Genomic DNA, 21,823 nt, shown 5'->3' with positions numbered 1-21,823 from the left:
TACGGGAAGAGATGTCGGCACCGAACAAGTCGTACGACCCTGTCGAGGTCGAGGCACTGAAACCGGAAGAGATCGAGCGCATGCGGGACGAGGCGCTCGCCGCCTTCGCGTCCGCCGGCGACCTCGACGCGCTCCGGGAGGCGAAGACCGCGCACATGGGCGACCGCTCGCCCCTGGCGCTCGCCAACCGCGAGATCGGCGCCCTGCCGCCCCAGGCCAAGGCCGAGGCGGGCAAGCGCGTGGGTCAGGCCCGTGGGGCCGTGAACAAGGCCTTCGGGGCCCGCACCGTCGAGCTCGAGGCCGAGCGCGACGAGCGGGTGCTGGTCGAGGAGGCCGTGGACGTCACGCTGCCCTACGACCGCGTGCCCGCCGGCGCCCGGCACCCCCTGACCACGCTGATGGACCGCATCGCGGACATCTTCGTGGCCATGGGGTACGAGGTCGCCGAGGGACCCGAGGTCGAGGCGGAGTGGTTCAACTTCGACGCCCTCAACTTCACGCCCGACCACCCGGCGCGCCAGATGCAGGACACCTTCTTCGTCCGGGGGCCGGAAGGCACCGAGGGCGACGAGTCCGGTGTCGTGCTGCGCACCCACACCTCCCCGGTACAGGCGCGCTCGCTGCTGGAGCGCAAGCCCCCCGTCTACATCGTCTGCCCGGGCCGGGTGTACCGCACCGACGAGCTCGACGCGACGCACACGCCGGTCTTCCACCAGGTCGAGCTGCTCGCCGTGGACGAGGGCCTGACCATGGCCGACCTCAAGGGCACCATGGACCACATGGTCCAGGAGCTGTTCGGCGAGGGCACGACCACGCGCCTGCGCCCGCACTTCTTCCCCTTCACCGAGCCGTCCGCCGAGATGGACATGCAGTGCTACGTGTGCCGCGGCGCGTCGGTGGGCAACCCCGACCGTCCGTGCCGCACCTGCTCCAGCGAGGGCTGGATCGAGCTGGGCGGCTGCGGCATGGTCAACCCCAAGGTGCTCGTCGCCTGCGGTGTGGACCCGGAGAAGTACAGCGGGTTCGCCTTCGGGTTCGGCATCGAGCGGATGCTGATGTTCCGCCACAACGTAGAAGACATGCGAGACATGGTCGAGGGTGACGTTCGCTTCACCCGGCCGTTCGGGAGTGAGATCTGATGCGCGTCCCGCTTTCCTGGCTGCGGGAGTACGTCGACCTCCCCGCGGGTGAGACCGGTCGTGACGTGGCCGCCAAGCTCGTCGACGCCGGCCTTGAGGTCGAGACCGTCGAGCAGCTCGGCGGAGGCCTCAAGGGCCCCCTCGTCGTCGGCCAGGTGCTGACCATCGAGGAGCTCGAGGGCTTCCGCAAGCCGATCCGTTTCTGCACGGTCGACGTCGGCCAGGCCAACGGCACCGGTGAGCCGCAGGAGATCGTCTGCGGCGCCCGCAACTTCGCCGTCGGCGACAAGGTCGTCGTGGTCCTGCCCGGCGCGGTGCTGCCCGGTGACTTCGCGATCGCCTCGCGCAAGACGTACGGCCGCACCTCGCACGGCATGATCTGCTCCGGCGACGAGCTGGGCATGGGCGACGACGGCACGCACGGCATCATCGTGCTGCCGCCCGAGCACGAGGTCGGCACCGACGCGATCGAGCTGCTGCAGCTCGTCGACGAGGTCCTCGACATCGACATCACCCCGGACCGCGGTTACTGCATGTCCATGCGCGGTGTCGCCCGCGAGGCGGCCACCGCCTACGGTTTGCCGCTGCGCGACCCGGCGCTGCTCGACGTCCCCGCGCCGAACTCGTACGGCTACCCGGTGACGATCGACGACCCGGCCGGCTGCGACCGCTTCACCGCCCGCACGGTGACCGGCCTCGACCCCGACGCGCGCTCTCCGATCTGGCTGACCCGCCGCCTGCAGAAGGCGGGCATGCGGCCGATCTCGCTCGCCGTCGACATCACCAACTACGTGATGCTGGAGCTCGGCCAGCCGCTGCACGCCTACGACCGCACGCGGATCGAAGGCGCCATCGGCGTCCGCCGCGCCGAGCAGGGCGAGAAGTTCACCACCCTCGACGGGGTCAAGCGCACGCTGGACTCCGAGGACCTGGTGATCACCGACGACAGCGGGCCGATCGGGCTCGCCGGTGTCATGGGCGGCGCCAACACCGAGATCGCCGACTCCGTGACCGACCCCGACACGGGCGCCGTCACCGGGACCACGGACGTCGTCATCGAGGCCGCGCACTTCGACTCCGTGTCGATCTCGCGCACCGCCCGCCGCCTGAAGCTCTCCTCGGAGGCCTCCAAGCGCTTCGAGCGGGGCGTCGACCCGCAGGCCGCCGCCGCGGCCGCGCAGCGCACCGTCGACCTGCTCGTGCTCCTCGCGGGCGGTACCGCCGAGGCCGGCGTCACCGAGGTCACCGCCCCCGGGGCCCCGCGCACCATCGCGATGCGCGCGGACCACCCCGACCGGGTCGCGGGCATGGAGTACGGCCGCGAGACCGTCGTACGCCGCCTCCAGGAGGTCGGCTGCGACGTCTACGGCCAGGACGAGCTCGTCGTCACCGTCCCGTCGTGGCGGCCCGACCTCGCCGCGCCCAACGACCTCGCCGAAGAGGTCATCCGGCTGGAGGGCTACGGGAACCTTCCCTCGACCCTCCCGCAGGTGCCCTCCGGCCGCGGTCTGACCGACCGGCAGCGGCTGCACCGCAGGGTCGGCCGCGCGCTGGCCGGTTCGGGCTACGTCGAGGCGCTGAGCTACCCGTTCATCGGTGAGGGCGTCTTCGACCAGCTCCAGCTGCCGGCGCACGACGCCGCCCGCCAGGTCGTCAAGCTCGTCAACCCGCTCTCCGACGAGGAGCCGGCGCTGCGCACCACGCTGCTGCCGGGTCTGCTCGGCGCGCTGCGCCGCAACGACAGCCGGGGCAGCCACGATCTCGCGCTCTTCGAGACCGGCTCGGTCTTCCGGGCCGCCGCGCAGCCGGGCGTCGCCGTACGGCTGCCCGTCGACCGGCGTCCCACGGACGAGGAGATCGCCACTCTGAACGCGGCCCTGCCCGCGCAGCCGCGGTACGCCGCGGTCGTGCTGGCCGGTGCGCGCGAGCAGGCCGGCTGGTGGGGCAAGGGCCGCCCGGCGGACTGGGCCGACGCGGTCCAGGCCGCGCGCGTCCTCGCCGTCGAGGCGGGTGCCGAACTGGTGGTCCGCCAGGGACAGTACGGTCCCTGGCACCCGGGCCGCTGCGCCGAGCTGATCGTCACCCTGGACGGGGTGGAGACGGTCATCGGCCATGCCGGTGAGCTGCACCCGCGCGTGGTCAAGGCGATGGGCCTGCCGGCCCGCACGAGCGCGATGGAGCTCGACCTGGACCGCCTCGCGGCGGCCGGCGGCGAGGCCCTCCAGGCGCCCAGGATCTCCTCCTTCCCGGTGGCCACCCAGGACGTCGCGCTGATCGTGGACGCGTCGGTCCCGGCGTCCTCGGTGGAGGCCGCGCTGCGCAAGGGCGCGGGCGAACTGCTGGAGTCGCTGCGGCTGTTCGACGTGTTCACCGGTGAGCAGGTCGGCGAGGGCAAGAAGTCCCTGGCGTACGCGCTGCGTTTCCGCGCGACCGACCGGACGCTGACCGCCGAGGAGTCCACGGCGGCGCGCGACGCCGCCGTGGCGCTGGCGGGCGAGCGGACCGGGGCGGTGCTCCGGGGCGCGTAGCCGTTACCGCTGTGCCGTGAGGGGCGTATCCGGATTCCGGGTACGCCCCTCACCCGTTCGGATGAGGGTGGGGTGCACGGTGGCGGCGATGCGAAAGGCCCGGCTCCGGCCGGGGCCAGGCGACCAACCTGGCACCGGCGGAGCCGGGCGGCGCCGCCCGCCTGCCATGGAGTGTCGGGCAGACAGCAGGGCGGGCGGCGCGGTGACGGGTCGTCGCACTGTTCGAGGGGGAGCCGACGACCCGGGCTACCTCTTGGCGAGGCTCTTCAGTGAAGCGCTCCGGGGGCCCCGCGCGGCAGAGTGCGCATCGCATTTATGCGCGTACTCGTTTCACACCCCGTGTGAATTGAAGGCAGTGCGCCCCGGGTGAACCGCGCACCCACTAGCCTGAGTCCGAAGAGCCCTTGGAGCGGCCCATGCAGCCCAATGTCCTGCTCGACGCCCTCCTCGCCGAGGCGGGCATGTCCCATGCCGGACTCGCCGCGTACGTGAACCAGGCGGGCCGCACCCGAGGTCTGGCGCTGCGCTACGAACACACCGCCGTGTCGCGGTGGTTGAAGGGACAGCGCCCGCGGGGCCGGGTGCCCGACCTGATCTGCGAGGTGCTCGGCGGCCGCCTGGGACGGCCCGTCGCGCTGGACGACATCGGGCTCGGCGCCGCGGACCGGCCGCTGTCCCCGCACGCCTCGCCGCTCAGCGGGTTCGTGGACCGGGCCGCGGCCCTCTGGCGCTCGGACGGCCAGGCCCGTCCCCAGCTGCTGACCGCCGAGGCGGTCACCGGGACGCCCGCCGTCATCCCGGTCTGGGAGTGGGAGAATCCGCCCGAGGACGCCGACGTCTCCCGTGAGGGCCCGAACCGGATAGGGCCCGAGCACATCGAGATCCTCAGGGCCGCCCGCGCGCACTACGAGCTGATGTACCGCCGGGCCGGGGGAGTCGCCACCCGGGACCGGATCGTCCGCTTCCTCGGCAGTGAGACGGCGCCCATGCTGCGGGGGAGCTATCCCGACGGCCTCGGCCGCCAACTGCACCGCGCCACCGGGTCCCTCGTGGCCGTGGCGGGGATCTGCGCGTACGACTCGGACGCCCACGGCCTCGCCCAGCGCTACTTCCACCAGGCGCTGCGGCTGGCCAAGGCGAGCGGGGACCGCGGCCTCGGGGCCTACGTCATCGCGCTGCTCGTCAACCAGTCCCTGCACCTGCGGGAGTACCGCCAGGCCGTGGCCTTCGCCGAGGCCGCGCTGCGCGCCGCCGGCCGGCACACCACCCCGGCGCTGGCCGCCGACCTGTACGCCATGCAGGCCAAGGCCTATGCCCAACTCGGCGACACGGCGGCCGCGTTGTCCTGCATCCGCAAGGCCGAGGCGGCCGCCGAGCGGATCTCGCCGGGCGCCGAACCGGACGAGACCGGATACGTACAGCCGGGGCTCGTCAACGTCCAGGTCGCCGAGGCGCTGCTCAGCCTGGGCGATCTGGAGGCCGCGCGGGTCCAGGCGGCGGCCGCCGTGGACACTCCCGCACACGACCGCGGCCGGGTGCACCGGCTGGCGATGCTGTGCGAGATCCAGCTGCGTCAGGGAGAGGCGGACCGGGCCGCCGCGTCCGCGGCCGAAATGGCGGAGCGGGCCAAGGGCATGGAGTCGCTGAGACTGCGCGACCGGCTGCGGGCGGTCCGCGAACAGCTACTGACCAGCGGTTTCTCGGAGGCGGAGGAGACCGCGCAGCTCATCGACGGGGCGTTGCGCGTTCCGCTCTGACCGGCCAGCTGCTGCCATGTGTGCCACCTACTCGAACGGAAGGTGGCACAACCGTGCAGTGGATGAACCTGAGTGAGCAGACCGTGTACAAGAACCGCTGGTTCGACGTGAACCTCGCCGATGTGGAACTCCCCGACGGCCGGCACCTGGACCACTTCGTGATCCGGCTGCGCCCGGTCGCCGTGGCCACGGCCGTCAACGAGGCGGACGAGGTGCTGCTGCTCTGGCGGCACCGCTTCATCACCGGCAGCTGGGGCTGGGAACTGCCCGCCGGGGTGGTCGAGGACGGCGAGTCCGTCGAGAGCGCGGCCGCGAGGGAGATGGAGGAGGAGTCGGGCTGGCGGCCCGGCCCGCTCCGCCACCTGATGACCGTCGAGCCGTCCAACGGCCTGACCGACGCCCGTCACCACCTCTACTGGGCGGACGGGGCCACGTACACCGGCCCTCCCGAGGACGCGTTCGAGTCCTCCCGCCGGGAATGGGTCCCGCTCAAGCTGGTGCCGGACATGATCGCGCGCGGCGAGGTCCCGGCCGCCAACATGGCGGCCGGGCTGCTGCTCCTGCACCATCTCAGGCTCGGCGGCCGCCCGTAGGCCGTCCAGGCCGGCCGTACGAGTGAGCCGTACGGGTCAGCCGTACGAGTGAGCCGTACGGGTCAGCCGTACAGGTCAGCCGTACGGGTAGAAGCCCGAGCCCGTCTTGCGGCCCAGGCGGCCCGCGTCGACCATCCGCTGGAGCAGCGGGGGAGCGGCGTACAGCGGCTCCTTGTATTCGGCGTACATCGAGTCGGCGATCGAGGCGATGGTGTCCAGGCCGATCAGGTCGGACAGCTTGAGGGGGCCCATCGGGTGGGCGCAGCCCAGCTCCATGCCGTTGTCGATGTCCTCGCGGCTCGCGATGCCCGACTCGAACATCCGGATCGCGGAGAGCAGGTACGGGACGAGGAGCGCGTTGACGACGAAGCCGGAACGGTCCTGGGCGCGCACGGCGTGCTTGCCCAGCACGTCGCGCACCAGGGCCTCGGCCCGCTTCACCGTCTCCTCGCCCGTCGTCAGCGCCGGGATCAGCTCGACGAGCTTTTGCACCGGGGCCGGATTGAAGAAGTGGATGCCGATGACCTGGTCGGGCCGGGAGGTCGCCACAGCCAGCTTGACCAGCGGGATCGAGGAGGTGTTGGAGGCCAAGATCGCGTCCGGGCGGGTGATCACCTGGTCGAGGACCTGGAAGATCTCCGTCTTGACCTGCTCGTTCTCGACGACCGCCTCGATGACGAGATCACGGTCGGCGAACTCGCCGAGGTCGGTGGTGAAGCTGAGGCGGGCCAGGGTGGCGTCCCGCTCCTCCTCGGTGATCTTGCCGCGTTCGGCGGCCTTGGTCAGCGAGTTGTGCAGCCGGGTACGGCCGATCTCCAGGGCTTCGCCGGTGGTCTCGGCGACCTTGACCTCAAGGCCGCTGCGGGCGCACACCTCCGCGATACCCGCGCCCATCTGGCCACAGCCCACTACGCCGACTCGTGTGATGTCGGAAGGGAGGTCAGTCACTTCGTGCCTTTCGCAGCTCATCCTCGGCGGGTCCCCCGTACGATTCCGGCGCCCGCCACGCCCCCCGACGTTACTCCCGACCTTGCGCCGGGCGGGGGGCCGGGGCGGGCATGCTGATCGCACATCACGCAATGTCACTCAGCGAGACGGGATCGTCACATGGTGTACATCAGTCGACGGGCACTGCTGGCCGCGGCCGCCGGAGTGGCCGCCGCGGCCACGGCGGGGCCGGCCGCCGCGCGCCCGGCGGGGGCACGGGCCGCCGCCACCGGGTTCCGGGGCATGTGGATCGCCTCCGTGGTCAATGTGGACTGGCCCTCCGAGAGCGGTCTGTCCGCCGCCCGCCAGCGCGCCGAGCTGCTCGCCCTCCTCGACACCGCCGTCGAGCGGAAGCTGAACGCGGTGATCCTCCAGGTCCGGCCCGCCGCCGACGCACTGTGGCCCTCGAAGCTGGAGCCGTGGTCGCAGTGGCTGACCGGGGAGCAGGGGGTCGATCCGGGGTGGGACCCGCTGGGCACGGCCGTCGCGCAGGCGCACGCGCGCGGACTGGAGCTCCACGCCTGGTTCAACCCGTACCGCGTGGCCAACCACACCGACCTCGACCGGCTGGTGTCCACGCACCCGGCCCGGCGCAATCCCGGCTGGACGGTGGAGTACGGCGGCAAGCTCTACTACAACCCGGGCCTGCCCGAGGTGCGCCTCTTCGTCCAGGAGGCCATGCTCGACGCGGTGTCGCGCTATCCGGTGGACGCGGTGCACTGGGACGACTACTTCTACCCGTACCCGGTGGACGGGGAGTACTTCGACGACGACGAGGCCTACGAGGAGTACGGCGGCTCCTTCGACTCCCGGGCCGACTGGCGCCGCCACAACACCGACACCCTGGTGCGCGAGATGTCCGAGCGGCTGCGGACGGTCCGGCCCGCGGCGCGGTTCGGCATCAGCCCGTTCGGGATCTGGCGCAACGCCGACCGGGACCCGCTCGGCTCGCGGACGCAGAGCCTGGCCACCTACGACGACCTGTACGCGGACACCCGCAAGTGGGTCAAGGAGGGCTGGATCGACTACATCGTGCCGCAGGCCTACTGGCACATCGGGCACCCGACCGCCGACTACGCCGCCCTCGTCCCCTGGTGGGCGCGGACCGTCGCGGGCACGGGCGTCCAGCTGTACGTGGGGGAGGCGCTGTACCGCTGCGACGCGGACAGTCCGACCGCCGCCTGGCGCGATCCGGCGGAGCTGTCGAAGCACCTGCGGCTCGCCCGCGGTTACCCCGAGGTCCGCGGCCACGCCTACTTCTCGGCGAAGCAGGTGGCCGCGGACCCCAACGGGGCGATGGCCCGGGTAGTCGCCGACCACTACGGTTCGGCGGCGGCCCGGCGCTGACTCAGGACTCGGGCTCCGAGGGGTGGCGGACCACGCAGTCGGGTCCGGGGGCCATCAGGGCTTCGTGTCCGTCCTGGAAGCGGACCCGGTACGGGGGGGTTCCGTTCTCGCCCAGCACCTGGGTGATCTCGCCCACCTTGTCGTGCTGTCCGACGATCCTGCCGTGCTGCACCAGCTGGTCGCCCTCGGTCGCGCGCATAACTGACCTCCTCGGTGGCGGTCCGATCCGGTGCTAGCAGTTTAGGTCGTTCCGCTGCTATTTGACCCGTTGGGTCACGACGATGCAGGCGAGCACGGCGCAGGCGGCCACCGGTGCGGCGGGGGAGAGGTGCTCGCCCAGCAGCGCAACCGACCAGACCAGGGTCAGCAGCGGCTGCGCGAGCTGGAGCTGGCTGGCCCGGGGCGCGCCGATCTCCGCCATGCCGCGGTACCAGACGTACAGGCCGAGGAAGGTGGAGCCGGCCGCCGCCCAGATCAGGCCGGCCAGCCCGTGGCCGCCGAGGTGCACGGGTTCGTACGCGAGCCCCAGCACCGAACCCGTCAGGCTGAGCGGCAGGCACAGCACCAGGGCCCAGCCGATCACCTGCCAGCCGGGCAGGGTCCGGGCCAGCCGGCCGCCCTCGGTGTACCCGGCGGCGCACACCAGCAGGGCCGCGAACAGGTAGGCGTCGCCGGCGGACAGGGAGCCGCCGCTCTGGGCGAGCGTGAAACCGAGCACGACCGCCGCCCCGGCCGCGGCGGCGGCCCAGAACGTGCGCGAGGGCCGCACACCTGTGCGCGCCGCCGACAGCGCGGCCGTGGTCAGCGGGAGCAGGCCGACCACCACGGCGGCGTGCGAGGTGGTGGAGGTCTGTAGCGCGAGGGTGGTCAGCAGCGGGAAGCCGACGACCACGCCGGCCGCGACGACCGCCAGGCCCGCCCAGTGCTCCCGGCCGGGCAGCGGGGCCCGCCGGGCCAGGAGGAAGGCTCCGGCGAGGGCGGCGGCGAGGACGCTGCGCAGGGCCGCGAGCGACCACGGACCGAAGCTCTCCAGTCCCCAGGCGGTGGCGGGGAAGGTCAGCGAGAAGGTGAGGACGCCCAGCGAGGCGAGGGCGGTGCCCCGGCCCGGGAAGCCCTTGACCGCTATCGGAGCCGGGAGAGTAGCGCTATTGTGTGCTGTCATGTACGAGCGTAGCAGTGTGGCGGAATTGGCCGAAGCCCTGCGGTCCGGGCTCGACCGCTACTCGGTCGGTGGAAAGCTGCCGTCGAGCCGGGCTCTGGTCGAGCACTACCGGGTCAGCCCGGTCACCGTCTCCCGGGCCCTCGCGCAGCTCGCCGCCGAAGGGCTCGTCGTCACCCGGCCCGGCGCGGGTGTCTTCCGTGCCCGGCCCCGCACGGCGCCGGCCGCGGCCGCGGACACCTCCTGGCAGGAGGTCGCCCTCAGTGCGGAGGGCGGGGGCGAGATCGTGCCGCGCTCGGTGGACGCCTCCGGGGTGATGGCCTGTCTGGCCGCCCCGGCGACCGGCGTGATCGGACTCAACAGCGGCTACCTGCACCCCTCCGTCCAGCCGGAGCGGGCCATGGCCGCCGCGCTGGCCCGGGCCGGGCGGCGGCCCGGGGCGTGGAGCCGGCCACCCATGGAGGGGCTGCCCGAGCTGCGCGACTGGTTCGCCCGGGAGATCGGCGGCGCGGTCGCCGCCGCCGACGTACTGATCACCGCGGGCGGGCAGAGCGCGCTGACCACCGCCCTGCGGGCGCTGGCCCCTCCCGGGGCGCCGATCCTGGTGGAGTCCCCGACCTACCCCGGGCTGCTGGCCATCGCCCGGGCCTCCGGGTGCCGGCCCGTGCCCGTTCCGGTGGACGCCGAGGGGGTCCGGCCAGAGCTGCTGGCCGCCGCCTTCGAGGCGACCGGGGCGCGGGTCTTCGTATGCCAGCCGCTGTTCCAGAACCCGACGGGGGCGGTGCTGGCTCCCGGGCGGCGGGCCGAGGTGCTGCGGATCGCCCGGGCGGCCGGGGCCTTCGTGGTGGAGGACGACTACGCCCGGGCCCTGGGGCACGAGGACTCGGGGCCGCTGCCCCCGCCCCTGGCGGCGCAGGACCCCGACGGCGTGGTCGTGCACGTGCGGTCCCTGACCAAGGCCACCTCGCCCAGCCTGCGCGTGGGCGCGCTGGCCGCCCGCGGCCCGGTCGTGGACCGGCTGCGCGCCATCCAGGTCGTGGACAGCTTCTTCGTGGCGCGCCCGCTCCAGGAAGCCGCGCTGGAGCTGGTCGGCGCGCCCGCGTGGCCGCGCCACCTGCGGGCCGTGGCGGCCGAGCTGCGCCACCGGCGCGACGTCCTCGCGGGCGCGCTGCGCAGGGAGCTGCCGCAGCTGGAGCTGCCCCATCTGCCGTCCGGCGGCTACCAGTTGTGGCTGCGGACCGGCGGGGGCGACGACTCCGCCTTCGCGGAGGCGGCCCTGCGCGCCGGGGTCGCGGTGGCGCCCGGCCGCCCCTACTTCTGCGCGGAACCGCCGGGTCCGTACGTCCGGCTCAGCTTCGCCGGCGTCTCGGGCGCCGAGGAGCTGGTGGAGGCGGTGCGCAGGCTGCGGGCCGGGCTCGGTGGCGGTCTCGAAGGCGGGCTCGGTGCCGGTCTCGACGGCGGGCTCGGTCAGGACGCTTGACCGCCGACGGCCCGCGGCTCACCATCACCGCATGCATGTTCGGGTCTCGCTGGTCGCCGCAGCCCGTAGTTCCTCGCTGCTGGCCGAGCGCTTCGACGAGGACCGCCCGCTGGACGGAGCCGGCTGGCGGGCGGTGGAGTCCGCCGCGCGGGACCTCGTACCGCTGGGCGCCGCCGAGCTGCGCTACTGCTCGCCGACCCCGCGCAGCCGGGCCACGGGCGAGGCCCTGGGGTACGCACCCCTCGCGCAGCCCGCGCTGCGCGCGTGCGACATGGGCCGCTGGCGCGGCCTGACCCTGGCCCAGGTGACCGCGCACGAGCCCGGGGCGGTGGACCTGTGGCTCAGCGATCCACGGGCCGCCCCGCACGGCGGGGAGTCCCTGCTCGCCTTCATCTCCCGGATCGGCGGCTGGCTGGACACCCGGCCCGCCGACGACGGCGGCGCGATCGTCGCCGTGGCGGAGCCCTCGGTGGTCCGGGCGGCCCTGGTCTACGCGCTCCAGGCACCCCCGCTGACCTACTGGAACGTGGACGTCCGGCCGCTGTCCACCATCACCCTGACGGGCTGGTCCGGGCGCTGGCACCTGTCCTTGCAGTCTCCGGCGTAAGGCCGCCGCGCGCCCTGCCGCCGACGGGCGCCCGGAATTGATTGTCCGGACCGCACCACACCGGCGGGACCGGTCCCTTCCTGCTAGACATCTCCCCGGAGTCGGGTGGCAGAGATCCAGAGCGTTGCATAAACGTGCGACCGTACGTATAGTCATGCCATCGATGAGGAGGGTCCGATGGCGGTACGTGTAGCGGTGGCCGGAGCGAGCGGGTACGCGGGCGGAGAAGTCCTGCGCCTGCTGCTGGCACACCCCGAAGTGGAGATCGGCGCGCTGACCGGCAATTCCAACGCCGGACAGCTCCTCGGCTCCCTGCAGCCGCACCTCGTGCCGCTGGCGGGACGGACGCTGGAGGCGACCACGGCGGAGGTCCTCGCCGGTCACGACGTCGTGTTCCTCGCGCTCCCGCACGGCCAGTCCGCCGCCGTCGCGGCCCAGCTCGGCGAGGACGTCCTCGTCGTCGACATGGGCGCCGACCACCGGCTCAAGGACTCCGCCGACTGGGACGCCTTCTACGGTGCCCCGCACGCCGGTACCTGGCCCTACGGGCTGCCCGAGCTGCCCGGCGGGCGCTCCGCACTGGCGGGGACCAAGCGCATCGCCGTCCCCGGCTGCTTCCCCACCGCCGTCTCGCTCGCGCTGTACCCCGCCTACCAGGAGCAGCTCGCCGAACCGGAGGCCGTGATCGTCGCCGCCACCGGAACATCCGGCGCCGGCAAGGCGCTCAAGACGAACCTGCTGGGCTCCGAGGTCATGGGCTCCGTGACCCCGTACGGCGTGGGCGGCGGGCACCGGCACACCCCCGAGATGGTGCAGAACCTCTCCCCGCTGGCCGGGAGCCGGGTCTCCGTCTCCTTCACCCCCACCCTCGTCCCCATGTCGCGCGGCATCCTCGCCACCTGCTCGGCCAAGGCCGTGTCCGGCACCACCGCGGCGTCGCTGCGCGCCGCCTACGAGAAGGCGTACGCCGACGAGCCCTTCGTGCACCTGCTGCCCGAGGGCCGGATGCCGTCCACCAAGTCCGTCCACGGCTCCAACGCCGCCCACGTCCAGGTCGCCTACGACGAGTCCGCCCGCCGGATCATCGCCGTCAGCGCCATCGACAACCTGACCAAGGGCACCGCCGGCGGCGCCGTGCAGAGCATGAACATCGCCCTGGGGCTCCCCGAGAGCCTGGGTCTTTCCACGATCGGAGTCGCACCGTGAGCGTCACGGCAGCACAGGGATTCACGGCAGCCGGCATCGCCGCCGGGATCAAGGCCAACGGCAACCCGGACCTGGCCCTCGTGGTCAACCACGGACCGCGCCTGGCCGCCGCGGGCGTCTTCACCTCCAACCGCGTCAAGGCCGCGCCCGTGCACTGGTCCGAGCAGGTCCTGCGCGGCGCCACCGTCAGCGCGGTCGTCCTCAACTCCGGCGGCGCCAACGCCTGCACCGGCCCCAAGGGCTTCCAGGACACCCACGCCACCGCCGAGAAGGCCGCCGAGGTCCTGGGCGAGGAGTTCAACGCCGGGGAGATCGCGGTCGCCTCCACCGGCCTGATCGGCGTCCTGCTCCCCATGGACAAACTGCTCCCGGGCGTCGAGGCGGCCGCCGCGGCCCTCTCCGAGGACGGCGGCGAGGCCGCCGCCATCGCCATCAAGACCACCGACACCGTGCACAAGACGGCCACCGTCTCCCAGGAGGGCTGGACCGTCGGCGGCATGGCCAAGGGCGCGGGCATGCTCGCCCCGGGCCTGGCCACCATGCTCGTCGTCCTCACCACCGACGCCGACGTGGACAGCGCCACCCTCGACCGGGCCCTGCGCGCCGCCACCCGCACCACCTTCGACCGGGTCGACTCCGACGGCTGCATGTCCACCAACGACACCGTGCTGCTGCTCGCCTCCGGGGCCAGCGGCCAGGTGCCGGCGTACGAGCCGTTCGCCGAGGCCGTACGCACGGTCTGCGACGACCTGGCCCGCCAGCTGATCGGCGACGCCGAGGGCGCCAGCAAGGACATCCGCATCGAGGTCGTCGGCGCCGCCGACGAGGACGACGCGGTCGAGGTCGGCCGCTCCATCGCCCGCAACAACCTGCTCAAGTGCGCCATCCACGGCGAGGACCCCAACTGGGGCCGCGTCCTCTCCGCGATCGGCACCACCAAGGCGGCCTTCGACCCGGACCGGCTGGGCGTCGCCATCAACGGCGTCTGGGTCTGCAAGAACGGCCAGGTGGGCGAGGACCGCGACCTGGTCAGCATGAAGGACCGCGAGGTACGCATCACCGCCGACCTGGCCACCGGCAGCGCTTCGGCCGTGATCTGGGCAAACGACCTGACCGCCGAGTACGTCCACGAGAACAGCGCCTACTCCTCATGAGCGACGAAAAGGCCGGCCAGCCCGGCGCCTCCGGCACCGCCCGCAAGCACACCGCCCTGCCCAAGGCGCAGATCCTCATCGAGGCCCTGCCGTGGCTCACCCGCCACAACGGCAAGGTCGTCGTCATCAAGTTCGGCGGCAACGCCATGATCGACGAGGACCTGAAGGCGGCCTTCGCCCAGGACGTCGTCTTCCTGCGCCAGGCCGGCCTCAAGCCGGTGGTGGTCCACGGCGGCGGCCCCCAGATCAACGCCCAGCTCGACAAGCAGGGCCTGGTCAGCGAGTTCAAGGCGGGCCTGCGCGTCACGACCCCGGAAGCCATGGACGTCGTACGGATGGTCCTGGCGGGCCACGTCCAGCGCGAGCTGGTCGGGCTGCTCAACCAGCACGGGCCGCTCGCCGTCGGCATGACCGGCGAGGACGCGCGCACGATCACCGCGACCAAGCACCTCCCGGAGATCGACGGCGAGTCCGTCGACATCGGCCGGGTCGGCGAGATCACCTCCATCGACACCGGCGCCATCGAGGCGCTCCTGGCGGACGGCCGGATCCCGGTCATCTCCTCCATCGCCGGCAGCGCCGACGACCACCACGTCTACAACGTCAACGCCGACACGGCGGCCGCGGCGCTCGCCGCCTCGCTCGGCGCGGAGACGCTGATGGTCCTCACCGACGTCGAGGGCCTGTACGCGGACTGGCCGCACAGCGACGAGGTCATCAGCCGCCTCACCGTCAGCCAGCTGGAGAAGCTGCTGCCCGAGCTGTCCAGCGGCATGGTGCCCAAGATGGAGGGGTGCCTGCACGCCGTGCGCAACGGCGTGAAGACCGCCCGCGTGCTCGACGGGCGGGTCCAGCACTCGATCCTGCTGGAGATCTTCACGGACTCCGGCATCGGCACGATGGTCGTGCCCGACCCGCAGACCGCCGAACCGTCAGGGGGAGCAGCATGACGCAGGCCACCGGCAACCAGGAATACGCGGCGCGCTGGCAGGGCGCGCTGACCGACAACTACGGCACCCCCGCGATCGCCCTCGTGCGCGGCGAGGGCGCCCAGGTGTGGGACGCGGACGGCAAGCAGTACACCGACTTCGTCGGCGGGATCGCGGTCAACGCCCTCGGCCACGCCCACCCGGCGATCGTGGCGGCCGTGACCGGCCAGATCTCCACGCTCGGCCACGTCTCCAACCTCTTCATCTCCGAACCGGTCGTCGCCCTCGGCGAGCGGCTGCTCCAGCTGTTCGGCCGCCCCGGCAAGGTCTTCTTCTGCAACTCGGGCGCCGAGGCCGTCGAGGCCGCCTTCAAGATCGGCCGGCTGACCGGGCGGACCCACATGGTCGCCACCGACGGCGGCTTCCACGGCCGGACCATGGGCGCCCTCGCCCTCACCGGCCAGCCGAAGAAGCAGGACCCGTTCCGGCCGCTGCCCGGCGACGTCACCCACGTCCCCTACGGCGACGCCGAAGCCCTGCGGGCCGCCGTCACCGAGGAGACCGCCCTCGTCGTCATCGAGCCGATCCAGGGCGAGAACGGCGTCGTCGTGCCCCCCGCCGGGTACCTGACGGCCGCCCGCGAGATCACCCGGGCCACCGGCACCCTGCTCGTCCTCGACGAGGTGCAGACCGGCATCGGCCGGTGCGGCCAGTGGTTCGAGCACCAGGCCCACGAGGGCGTCGAGCCCGACCTGGTCACCCTCGCCAAGGGGCTCGGCGGCGGACTGCCGATCGGCGCGGTGGCCGCCTTCGGCGCCACGGCCGACCTGCTCCAGCCCGGCCAGCACGGCACCACCTTCGGCGGGAACCCGGTCGCCTGCGCCGCCGGCCTCGCCGTCATCGACACCATCGCCGCCGACGGCCTGCTCGACCGGGTCAAGGTGCGCGGCGAGCGGCTGCGCTCCGGAATCGAGGCCGCGGGCCACCCGCTGGTCTCCCACGTCAGGGGCGCCGGCCTGCTCCTGGGTATCGTGCTGACCGAGCCCCTCGCACCCCGGGTGCAGAAGGCGGCTCAGGACGCCGGCTTCCTGGTCAACGCGCCCGCCCCCGACGTCGTACGGCTCATGCCCCCGTACGTGCTCACCGAAGCCGAGGCGGACGCGTTCCTCCGGGCCCTGCCCGGCATCCTCGACGCAGCCGACGGGGACCGATCCGGAGAATGAGACGACGATGAGCCAGGCGCAGGACAACGAGCAAGGCGGCCAAGCCGTCCCGCAGACCCGCACCGCGCGTCACCGCCGGATCGTGGACATCCTCAACCGGCAGCCGGTCCGCTCCCAGAGCCAGCTGGCCAAGCTGCTCGCCGACGACGGCCTGAGCGTCACCCAGGCGACGCTCTCGCGCGACCTCGACGAACTGGGCGCGGTGAAGATCCGCAACACCGGCGGCGAGCTGATCTACGCGGTGCCCAGCGAGGGCGGCTTCCGCACCCCGCAGGCCCCGCTCGGCGAGTCCGCGAAGGAGGAGCGCATGCGGCGCCTCTCCGGGGAACTGCTGATCTCGGCGGAGGCCTCCGCGAACCTCGTGGTCCTGCGCACCCCGCCGGGCGCGGCGCAGTTCCTGGCCTCCGCCATCGACCAGGCCGAGCTCCACGCGGTCCTCGGCACCATCGCGGGCGACGACACCCTCATGCTGATCAGCCGCGACCCGGCGGGCGGTCAGGCCCTCGCGGACCACCTCCTGCGTCTGGCGCAGAAGGAGGGCTGACCCGCTCAGTAGCGGGTCACGGCCAGGTCCCCCGACTCGGTACCGATCGCGATGTGCGGGCGGCGGCGCGGGTTCGCCCAGCGCAGGATCGCCCGCATGGCCCGCTCGGGCACGGACACGCAACCCGCCGTCGCCCCCTTGCCGTTGACGTGCAGGAAGATGCCCGCGCCCCGGCCGCGTACGGGCCGGTCGTAGTTGAAGGCGATGAGCAGCGCGTGCGCGTACTGCTTCTCGTACGTCACCAGGTGCTCGGCCTCGCCCGGCGCGCAGTCCGCGGGCAGCGGCTCCACCCAGCGGTTGTAGGCCCCGGACGCGTTGTCCTGGCACCACCAGGAGTCGCCGGTCACCCGCCGGTAGCCGTACTCCGTCCCGGCCGGTGCCCGCCGGATCCCGAAGGCGTACGGAAGCGCGTACAGGCCCGCCGGTGTGGTGTTGGTGCCCTGGGTGCGGGTCGCGCCCTCGGTGAGGCCGTTCGCCCCGAAGCGGGCGGGCGCGCTCCCGGCCTCGAACCAGCGCCCGGCCCGCCGGTCCCACCAGGTCAGCCGGCCGGTGGTCGATCCGGGGGCCGGCGCGACGGCGGTGATCAGCTGACTGCCGCCACCGGTGTCGGCGAGCCGGGCGGGCAGGGGCGCGGCGCCCTGCGGCAGGAGGGCGGTGACGACGATCGTCACGCCGGTGACGAGAGCGGTACGCAGCACGCGTCAGACGGTACGGGGCGCGGGCCCGGCGGCCGGGCAGGCTGGCCGACGGCGCTCTCCCGCCCGTACGGCGGGTTCACCCCGCCAGGCCCAGCCGGGCGAAGTGCCGGGCCAGCCGGTGCGGGTCGGGCGAGTCCCAGACGGTGTCCGCCGCCAGCGCGCGCAGCGCCGGGTCGGGAACGGTCAGCAGGTCCACGGCCGCCCGCAGCGCCCCGATACCGCCCTGGGCGCGCAGCAGCCGGAAGGCGGCCCGGCGGGTGTGCAGGGGCCGGTCGGCGGCGGCGCACTCGGCCAGCCAGGCGGTGGGCAGCCGCCCGGCCGAGTCGAGCAGGCTCCGGGAGACCTCCCGCGCGACGCTCGCCGAGGGATCGTCCAGCATCGCCAGCAGCAGGGTCTGGCCGCAGCCGCCCCGCTCGCTCAGTCCGGCGACCGCGGCGGCCCGCACCGCGCCCGCGGGGTGGGACAGCAGCGCGTGCAGCGCCGCGGCGTCCTCGCTCCCGCCGAGCCCGCCGCACTCGACGAAGCCGGTCACGGCGTACCCGGTGACGCGGGCCGGGTCCTCGACCAGCGCGCGGTAGTGGGCGCAGGGGTCCGCGCCGTCCTGGCGCATCAGCCAGCGCGCGCACGCGCGGACCATGCCGGACCGGTCGGCCAGGTGGTCCGCGGCCTCCCGCGCCCGTCCCGCCCGGCGCAGCGCGGTGACCCCGGCGGCCCGGGCCATCGGGAGGTGGGCGCCGAGCAGGGCGTCGACCGCCGCGTCGTCCGGCCCGTCGGCGGCCATGGCCGCCAGAGCGCCGTCGGTCCATATCCGGCTCGTCAGCGGATCGCGCTCCGCGGCGGCCCGCCGGGCGCTCTCCCGTACGTCCACGCGCCCGGCGGCCAGGGTCACGCGGGCGGCGAACCGCCGAGCCGGCAGGTCCGCCCCTTCGCTCAGGCGGGACAGGATGAAGGCGCGCTGCCCGCCGGTCAGCGCGTTCCAGCTCCACGTCGTGGAGGGCTGCCCGGGGCGCCACCATGCGGCGAGGAGGGAGTACCGGCCGCTGAGGGCGGCCTCCAGCTGTTCCAGCCCCCAGGCGCCGTGCTCACGCCGGCCCAGCCGCAGGACGAGCGGGGCGAGTGCGATCAGTGCGCCGACGGGGTCCTTGGCCACGGCCCGCCCGAGCACCCGCCGGGCGCGGTCCCGTACGGCGGGGACCCAGTCGGCGCACCGGATCAGGACGAGCTGGAGCGGCGGGTTGCGCCACGCGGCGAGCGCGGCCGCACGGATCCGCCCGTCGGGGTCGCACAGCCGCGCCTCGATCCGACTGGTGCTGAGCGGCCCGTACGAACGGGAGTGCACGCGCCTCACCTCTTTGTCGAAGGCGATCCAGGCGTCCGGCCCGCTCCGGGCGAGCCCGGCGGCGACGGGAGTCGTGTCCCCGTCCAGTAGCCCCGCCGCCACGTGCCGCCCCTGTTCCACGTCCCGACGTGTGCCCCGCACGGTCCCTCCCCGGATCGTCATGCCCGTTGATCGTAGGGGGAGTCCCGGCGCCGTGCTCTGGATATTCGGGCTGCGTCAGGTGCTCAGCCGTCGTCCTCGTCGTCGCCGGTCAGGTCGTACTCGTCGACGTCGAGCCGGCAGGTCTCCGCAGACGAGATGACCGGGCAGCTGGGCACGGCCCCTGACGAAGTGACCGTCCGAGGCAGCCGGTTCACCACACCGGGACCGATTCCGGTCAAGCCGGGCCGGAGAGCGACCAGTGTCGTTTTCGTTGACGAAACATACGGAGTAATGCATAGTTATGCCTATCGCTTCCGGTCGTACCCCCTCCGCGTTACCTCCGCGGCGGGCAGGCGGTTGCACCTACACGGCCCCACGGGCAGTCAAAGTCATGCAGTCTTGAGGAGCAGCAGCTGTGAGCAGCAACAACGGTGACGTCCGGCTCTGGGGCGGGCGCTTCGCCGACGGCCCCGCCGAGGCCCTCGCGAAGCTGTCCGCGTCGGTCCACTTCGACTGGCGCCTCGCGCCGTACGACATCGCCGGCTCCCGGGCCCACGCCCGTGTGCTCGCCAAGGCGGGTCTGCTGACGGCCGACGAGCTCGACCGCATGACCGCCGGGCTGGACCGGCTCGAAGTCGACGTCGCCGACGGGTCCTTCACCGGCACCATCGCCGACGAGGACGTGCACACCGCCCTGGAGCGGGGCCTGCTGGAGCGGCTCGGCGCCGAGCTCGGCGGCAAGCTGCGGGCCGGCCGGTCCCGCAACGACCAGGTGGCCACCCTGTTCCGGATGTACCTGCGCGACCACGGCCGGATCATCGGCGGACTGCTCGCGGACCTCCAGGACGCGCTGGTCGGCCTCGCCGAGACCCACGCGGACGTGGCGATGCCCGGCCGCACCCACCTCCAGCACGCGCAGCCGGTGCTCTTCGCCCACCACGTACTGGCCCACGTGCAGGCCCTGTCGCGGGACGCGGAGCGGCTGCGGCAGTGGGACACCCGCACCGCGGTCTCCCCGTACGGCTCGGGCGCCCTGGCCGGCTCCTCCCTCGGCCTGGACCCGGAGGCGGTCGCCGCCGACCTGGGCTTCGAGCGCGGCTCGGTCGGCAACTCCATCGACGGCACGGCCTCGCGCGACTTCGTCGCCGAGTTCGCCTTCATCACCGCCATGATCGGGATCAACCTGTCCCGGATCGCGGAGGAGATCATCATCTGGAACACGAAGGAGTTCTCCTTCGTGACCCTGCACGACGCCTTCTCCACGGGGTCGTCGATCATGCCGCAGAAGAAGAACCCGGACATCGCGGAGCTGGCGCGCGGCAAGTCGGGCCGCCTCATCGGCAACCTCACGGGCCTCCTCGCGACCCTCAAGGCGCTGCCCCTGGCCTACAACCGGGACCTCCAGGAGGACAAGGAGCCGGTCTTCGACTCCTGCGACACCCTTGAGGTCCTGCTGCCGGCCTTCACCGGCATGATGGCCACCCTCACGGTCAACCGGGAGCGGATGGAGGAGCTGGCCCCGGCGGGCTTCTCGCTCGCCACCGACATCGCGGAGTGGCTGGTCAAGCAGGGCGTCCCGTTCCGGGTGGCGCACGAGGTGGCCGGCGAGTGCGTCAAGGTGTGCGAGGTGCTCGGCATCGAGCTGGACGAGCTCACGGACGAGCAGTTCGCGAAGATCTCGGAGCACCTGACCCCCGAGGTCCGCACCGTCCTCAACGTCAAGGGCGCCCTGGCCTCCCGCGACGGCCGCGGCGGCACCGCCCCCTCGGCGGTCGCGACCCAGCTCACCGAGCTGAAGGCCGATCTGGTCATCCAGCACGCCTGGGCGGCCCACAAGCAGTAGCACGACCGTCCCGAGGGGGGGGCGGCCGGGGCGAACGCGCCCGGGCCGCCCTCCTCGTCGTGCGCCGCGCCGTCGCCCGGCTCCGAGGGAACCGTCCGGCCCGCTGGAAGCGTTGGAGGGGTGTTCCGATCATGGAAGACGAGGAGACGTGGAGACGATGGTGGACACCACAGGAGCCGGTCCCTCCCGGCGCGCCTTACTGGCTCTCGGCGCGGGGACCGCGCTGTTCACGGGCCTGGCCGCGGTGGCGGGGGGCCGGGCGCACGCCGCGCAGCCGCCGGCCGCGGTGAACCGGCAGCTGGAGGAGTGGGAGCGTGAACACTCCGCGCGCCTGGGCGTGTTCGCCCGCAACACGGCCACGGGCCGCACGGTCGTGTACCGCGCCGACGAGCGGTTCCCGATGTGCTCGGTCTTCAAGGGCCTCGCCGCGGCGGCCGTCCTGCGGGACCTCGACGCGGACGGCGAGTTCCTCGCCCGGCGGATCCGGTACACGCAGGAGTACGTCACGAAGTCGGGGTTCGGCCCGGAAACCGGCAAGCCCGAGAACGTGGCCGGCGGCATGACGGTCGAGGCGCTGTGTTCCGCGGCCGTGAGCCTCAGCGACAACGCCGCGGCCAACCTGCTGCTGGAGGAACTGGGCGGCCCCACCGCGATCACCCGCTTCAGCCGCTCGGTGGGGGACCGGGTCACCCGGCTGGACCGCTACGAACCCGAACTGAACTCGGCGGAGCCCGGGCGGGTCACCGACACCACCAGCCCCCGGGCCATCGGGCGGACGTACGCGCGCCTGCTCCTCGGCGACGTGCTCCCGCCCCGCGACCGCCGGATGCTGAGCGGCTGGCTGGTCGCCAACACGACCAACGTCGAACGGTTCAAGGCGGGCCTCCCCGCGGACTGGATCCTGGCGGACAAGACCGGCGGGGGACACGAGTACGGCGTGGCCAACGACGTCGGCGTGGTGTGGCCGCCGGCCGGCCCGCCGATCGTGATGGCGGTCCTGACCACCAAGCCGGGCTCCCCGGCCGGCCCCCGGGACAGCGCACTGGTGGCCAAGACCGCCCGACTGCTGGCCGCGACCCTCACCTGAACCCGGCGCCCCGCCGGGCCCCGCCGAGGGCCCGCCGGGCCCCGCGACGGCCCGGGCCGGCG

Annotated in this window: 19 protein-coding genes; 14 read left to right on the top strand and 5 right to left on the bottom strand. The window is 73.3% G+C overall.

The window, feature by feature from the left end; translation table 11 throughout:
* Nucleotides 1-11: 11 nt before the first annotated feature.
* The 4 genes from pheS (at nucleotide 12) to AC07DU_RS15090 (ending at nucleotide 6,017) form a co-directional block, all read left to right on the top strand.
* On the top strand, nucleotides 12-1,139 hold the full coding sequence (gene pheS / locus AC07DU_RS15105; protein ID WP_360887488.1) for a phenylalanine--tRNA ligase subunit alpha: 1,128 nt from the start codon (nucleotides 12-14) through the stop codon (nucleotides 1,137-1,139).
* Nucleotides 1,139-3,667, top strand: coding sequence for a phenylalanine--tRNA ligase subunit beta (pheT, locus tag AC07DU_RS15100; protein WP_479111701.1), 2,529 nt, complete (start codon nucleotides 1,139-1,141; stop codon nucleotides 3,665-3,667). The genes pheS and pheT overlap by 1 nt, the downstream gene beginning before the upstream one ends.
* A gap of 416 nt (nucleotides 3,668-4,083) precedes the next feature.
* On the top strand, nucleotides 4,084-5,424 hold the full coding sequence (locus tag AC07DU_RS15095; RefSeq protein ID WP_360887482.1) for an NsdA family TPR-like regulatory protein: 1,341 nt from the start codon (nucleotides 4,084-4,086) through the stop codon (nucleotides 5,422-5,424).
* A gap of 53 nt (nucleotides 5,425-5,477) precedes the next feature.
* On the top strand, nucleotides 5,478-6,017 hold the full coding sequence (locus tag AC07DU_RS15090; RefSeq protein WP_360887479.1) for an NUDIX hydrolase: 540 nt from the start codon (nucleotides 5,478-5,480) through the stop codon (nucleotides 6,015-6,017).
* A 75-nt stretch (nucleotides 6,018-6,092) separates the two neighbouring features.
* Here the strand turns inward: AC07DU_RS15090 and AC07DU_RS15085 are convergent, their stop codons facing one another.
* On the bottom strand, nucleotides 6,093-6,986 hold the full coding sequence (locus tag AC07DU_RS15085; RefSeq protein ID WP_360887476.1) for a 3-hydroxybutyryl-CoA dehydrogenase: 894 nt from the start codon (nucleotides 6,984-6,986) through the stop codon (nucleotides 6,093-6,095).
* Between the two features lie 138 nt (nucleotides 6,987-7,124).
* On the opposite strand from AC07DU_RS15085, the gene AC07DU_RS15080 reads away from it, so the two are divergent.
* Nucleotides 7,125-8,351 (top strand): glycoside hydrolase family 10-like protein, encoded by a 1,227-nt coding sequence (locus AC07DU_RS15080; protein ID WP_479111698.1) that lies wholly within the window; start codon nucleotides 7,125-7,127, stop codon nucleotides 8,349-8,351.
* A 1-nt stretch (nucleotide 8,352) separates the two neighbouring features.
* Here AC07DU_RS15080 and AC07DU_RS15075 read toward each other — a convergent pair whose 3' ends face one another.
* Nucleotides 8,353-8,550 carry a DUF1918 domain-containing protein gene (locus AC07DU_RS15075; RefSeq protein WP_360887470.1) on the bottom strand — a complete coding sequence of 66 codons (198 nt, stop codon included), beginning with the start codon at nucleotides 8,548-8,550 and terminating at the stop codon, nucleotides 8,353-8,355.
* A 57-nt stretch (nucleotides 8,551-8,607) separates the two neighbouring features.
* Entirely contained in the window at nucleotides 8,608-9,513 is a 906-nt protein-coding gene (locus tag AC07DU_RS15070; RefSeq protein ID WP_360887467.1) for a DMT family transporter, read from the bottom strand.
* On the opposite strand from AC07DU_RS15070, the gene AC07DU_RS15065 reads away from it, so the two are divergent.
* The 7 genes from AC07DU_RS15065 to AC07DU_RS15035 all read left to right on the top strand — a co-directional run bounded on the left by AC07DU_RS15065 (nucleotide 9,512) and on the right by AC07DU_RS15035 (nucleotide 16,653).
* A complete protein-coding gene (locus tag AC07DU_RS15065; RefSeq protein WP_479031541.1) occupies nucleotides 9,512-10,990 on the top strand; it encodes an aminotransferase-like domain-containing protein in 1,479 nt (492 codons plus the stop codon). The two genes, AC07DU_RS15070 and AC07DU_RS15065, sit on opposite strands and share 2 nt — an antisense overlap.
* A gap of 31 nt (nucleotides 10,991-11,021) precedes the next feature.
* A complete protein-coding gene (locus tag AC07DU_RS15060; RefSeq protein ID WP_366866827.1) occupies nucleotides 11,022-11,597 on the top strand; it encodes a histidine phosphatase family protein in 576 nt (191 codons plus the stop codon).
* Between the two features lie 177 nt (nucleotides 11,598-11,774).
* The gene (gene argC, locus AC07DU_RS15055; RefSeq protein ID WP_479031538.1) at nucleotides 11,775-12,803 is read left to right on the top strand and encodes an N-acetyl-gamma-glutamyl-phosphate reductase; all 1,029 of its coding nucleotides are present in this window, start codon (nucleotides 11,775-11,777) and stop codon (nucleotides 12,801-12,803) included.
* A complete protein-coding gene (argJ, locus tag AC07DU_RS15050) occupies nucleotides 12,800-13,957 on the top strand; it encodes a bifunctional glutamate N-acetyltransferase/amino-acid acetyltransferase ArgJ (RefSeq protein ID WP_479111696.1) in 1,158 nt (385 codons plus the stop codon). Before argC ends, argJ begins: the two co-directional genes overlap by 4 nt.
* Nucleotides 13,954-14,907: an acetylglutamate kinase gene (gene argB / locus AC07DU_RS15045; RefSeq protein ID WP_360887453.1), complete on the top strand. Its 954-nt coding sequence runs from the start codon at nucleotides 13,954-13,956 to the stop codon at nucleotides 14,905-14,907. The genes argJ and argB overlap by 4 nt, the downstream gene beginning before the upstream one ends.
* Nucleotides 14,904-16,109 (top strand): acetylornithine transaminase, encoded by a 1,206-nt coding sequence (locus tag AC07DU_RS15040; protein WP_360887450.1) that lies wholly within the window; start codon nucleotides 14,904-14,906, stop codon nucleotides 16,107-16,109. The genes argB and AC07DU_RS15040 overlap by 4 nt, the downstream gene beginning before the upstream one ends.
* A 7-nt stretch (nucleotides 16,110-16,116) precedes the next feature.
* On the top strand, nucleotides 16,117-16,653 hold the full coding sequence (locus tag AC07DU_RS15035) for an arginine repressor (protein ID WP_360887447.1): 537 nt from the start codon (nucleotides 16,117-16,119) through the stop codon (nucleotides 16,651-16,653).
* Nucleotides 16,654-16,658: 5 nt separating this feature from the next.
* Here the strand turns inward: AC07DU_RS15035 and AC07DU_RS15030 are convergent, their stop codons facing one another.
* Nucleotides 16,659-17,324, bottom strand: a complete 666-nt coding sequence (locus AC07DU_RS15030; RefSeq protein WP_360887984.1) for a L,D-transpeptidase family protein — start codon at nucleotides 17,322-17,324, stop codon at nucleotides 16,659-16,661.
* 103 nt (nucleotides 17,325-17,427) lie between these two features.
* Complete coding sequence (locus AC07DU_RS15025) at nucleotides 17,428-18,831, bottom strand: hypothetical protein (protein WP_479111694.1); 1,404 nt, start codon at nucleotides 18,829-18,831, stop codon at nucleotides 17,428-17,430.
* A gap of 415 nt (nucleotides 18,832-19,246) precedes the next feature.
* On the opposite strand from AC07DU_RS15025, the gene argH reads away from it, so the two are divergent.
* Together argH and bla are read left to right on the top strand one after the other, a co-directional pair.
* On the top strand, nucleotides 19,247-20,674 hold the full coding sequence (argH, locus tag AC07DU_RS15020; protein ID WP_479111692.1) for an argininosuccinate lyase: 1,428 nt from the start codon (nucleotides 19,247-19,249) through the stop codon (nucleotides 20,672-20,674).
* A 157-nt stretch (nucleotides 20,675-20,831) separates the two neighbouring features.
* On the top strand, nucleotides 20,832-21,761 hold the full coding sequence (gene bla / locus AC07DU_RS15015; RefSeq protein ID WP_479111877.1) for a class A beta-lactamase: 930 nt from the start codon (nucleotides 20,832-20,834) through the stop codon (nucleotides 21,759-21,761).
* The last annotated feature ends 62 nt before the right edge of the window (nucleotides 21,762-21,823 follow it).

Source organism: Streptomyces sp. NPDC045695 (assembly GCF_056432025.1).
The sequence above is the reverse complement of the archived record's forward strand: the minus strand, read 5'-3'. Positions and strand labels throughout refer to the sequence as shown.

Bases quoted from the DNA above. Each gene is read 5' to 3' on its own strand.
- AC07DU_RS15035 (WP_360887447.1), top strand. From the start codon at position 16,117: ATGAGCCAGGCGCAGGACAACGAGCAAGGCGGCCAAGCCGTCCCGCAG.
- pheT (WP_479111701.1), top strand. From the start codon at position 1,139: ATGCGCGTCCCGCTTTCCTGGCTGCGGGAGTACGTCGACCTCCCCGCG.
- argB (WP_360887453.1), top strand. From the start codon at position 13,954: ATGAGCGACGAAAAGGCCGGCCAGCCCGGCGCCTCCGGCACCGCCCGC.
- argC (WP_479031538.1), top strand. From the start codon at position 11,775: ATGGCGGTACGTGTAGCGGTGGCCGGAGCGAGCGGGTACGCGGGCGGA.
- AC07DU_RS15060 (WP_366866827.1), top strand. From the start codon at position 11,022: ATGCATGTTCGGGTCTCGCTGGTCGCCGCAGCCCGTAGTTCCTCGCTG.
- pheS (WP_360887488.1), top strand. From the start codon at position 12: ATGTCGGCACCGAACAAGTCGTACGACCCTGTCGAGGTCGAGGCACTG.
- bla (WP_479111877.1), top strand. From the start codon at position 20,832: ATGGTGGACACCACAGGAGCCGGTCCCTCCCGGCGCGCCTTACTGGCT.
- AC07DU_RS15070 (WP_360887467.1), bottom strand. From the start codon at position 9,513: ATGACAGCACACAATAGCGCTACTCTCCCGGCTCCGATAGCGGTCAAG.
- AC07DU_RS15095 (WP_360887482.1), top strand. From the start codon at position 4,084: ATGCAGCCCAATGTCCTGCTCGACGCCCTCCTCGCCGAGGCGGGCATG.
- AC07DU_RS15080 (WP_479111698.1), top strand. From the start codon at position 7,125: ATGGTGTACATCAGTCGACGGGCACTGCTGGCCGCGGCCGCCGGAGTG.
- AC07DU_RS15040 (WP_360887450.1), top strand. From the start codon at position 14,904: ATGACGCAGGCCACCGGCAACCAGGAATACGCGGCGCGCTGGCAGGGC.
- AC07DU_RS15075 (WP_360887470.1), bottom strand. From the start codon at position 8,550: ATGCGCGCGACCGAGGGCGACCAGCTGGTGCAGCACGGCAGGATCGTC.
- AC07DU_RS15085 (WP_360887476.1), bottom strand. From the start codon at position 6,986: ATGAGCTGCGAAAGGCACGAAGTGACTGACCTCCCTTCCGACATCACA.
- AC07DU_RS15065 (WP_479031541.1), top strand. From the start codon at position 9,512: ATGTACGAGCGTAGCAGTGTGGCGGAATTGGCCGAAGCCCTGCGGTCC.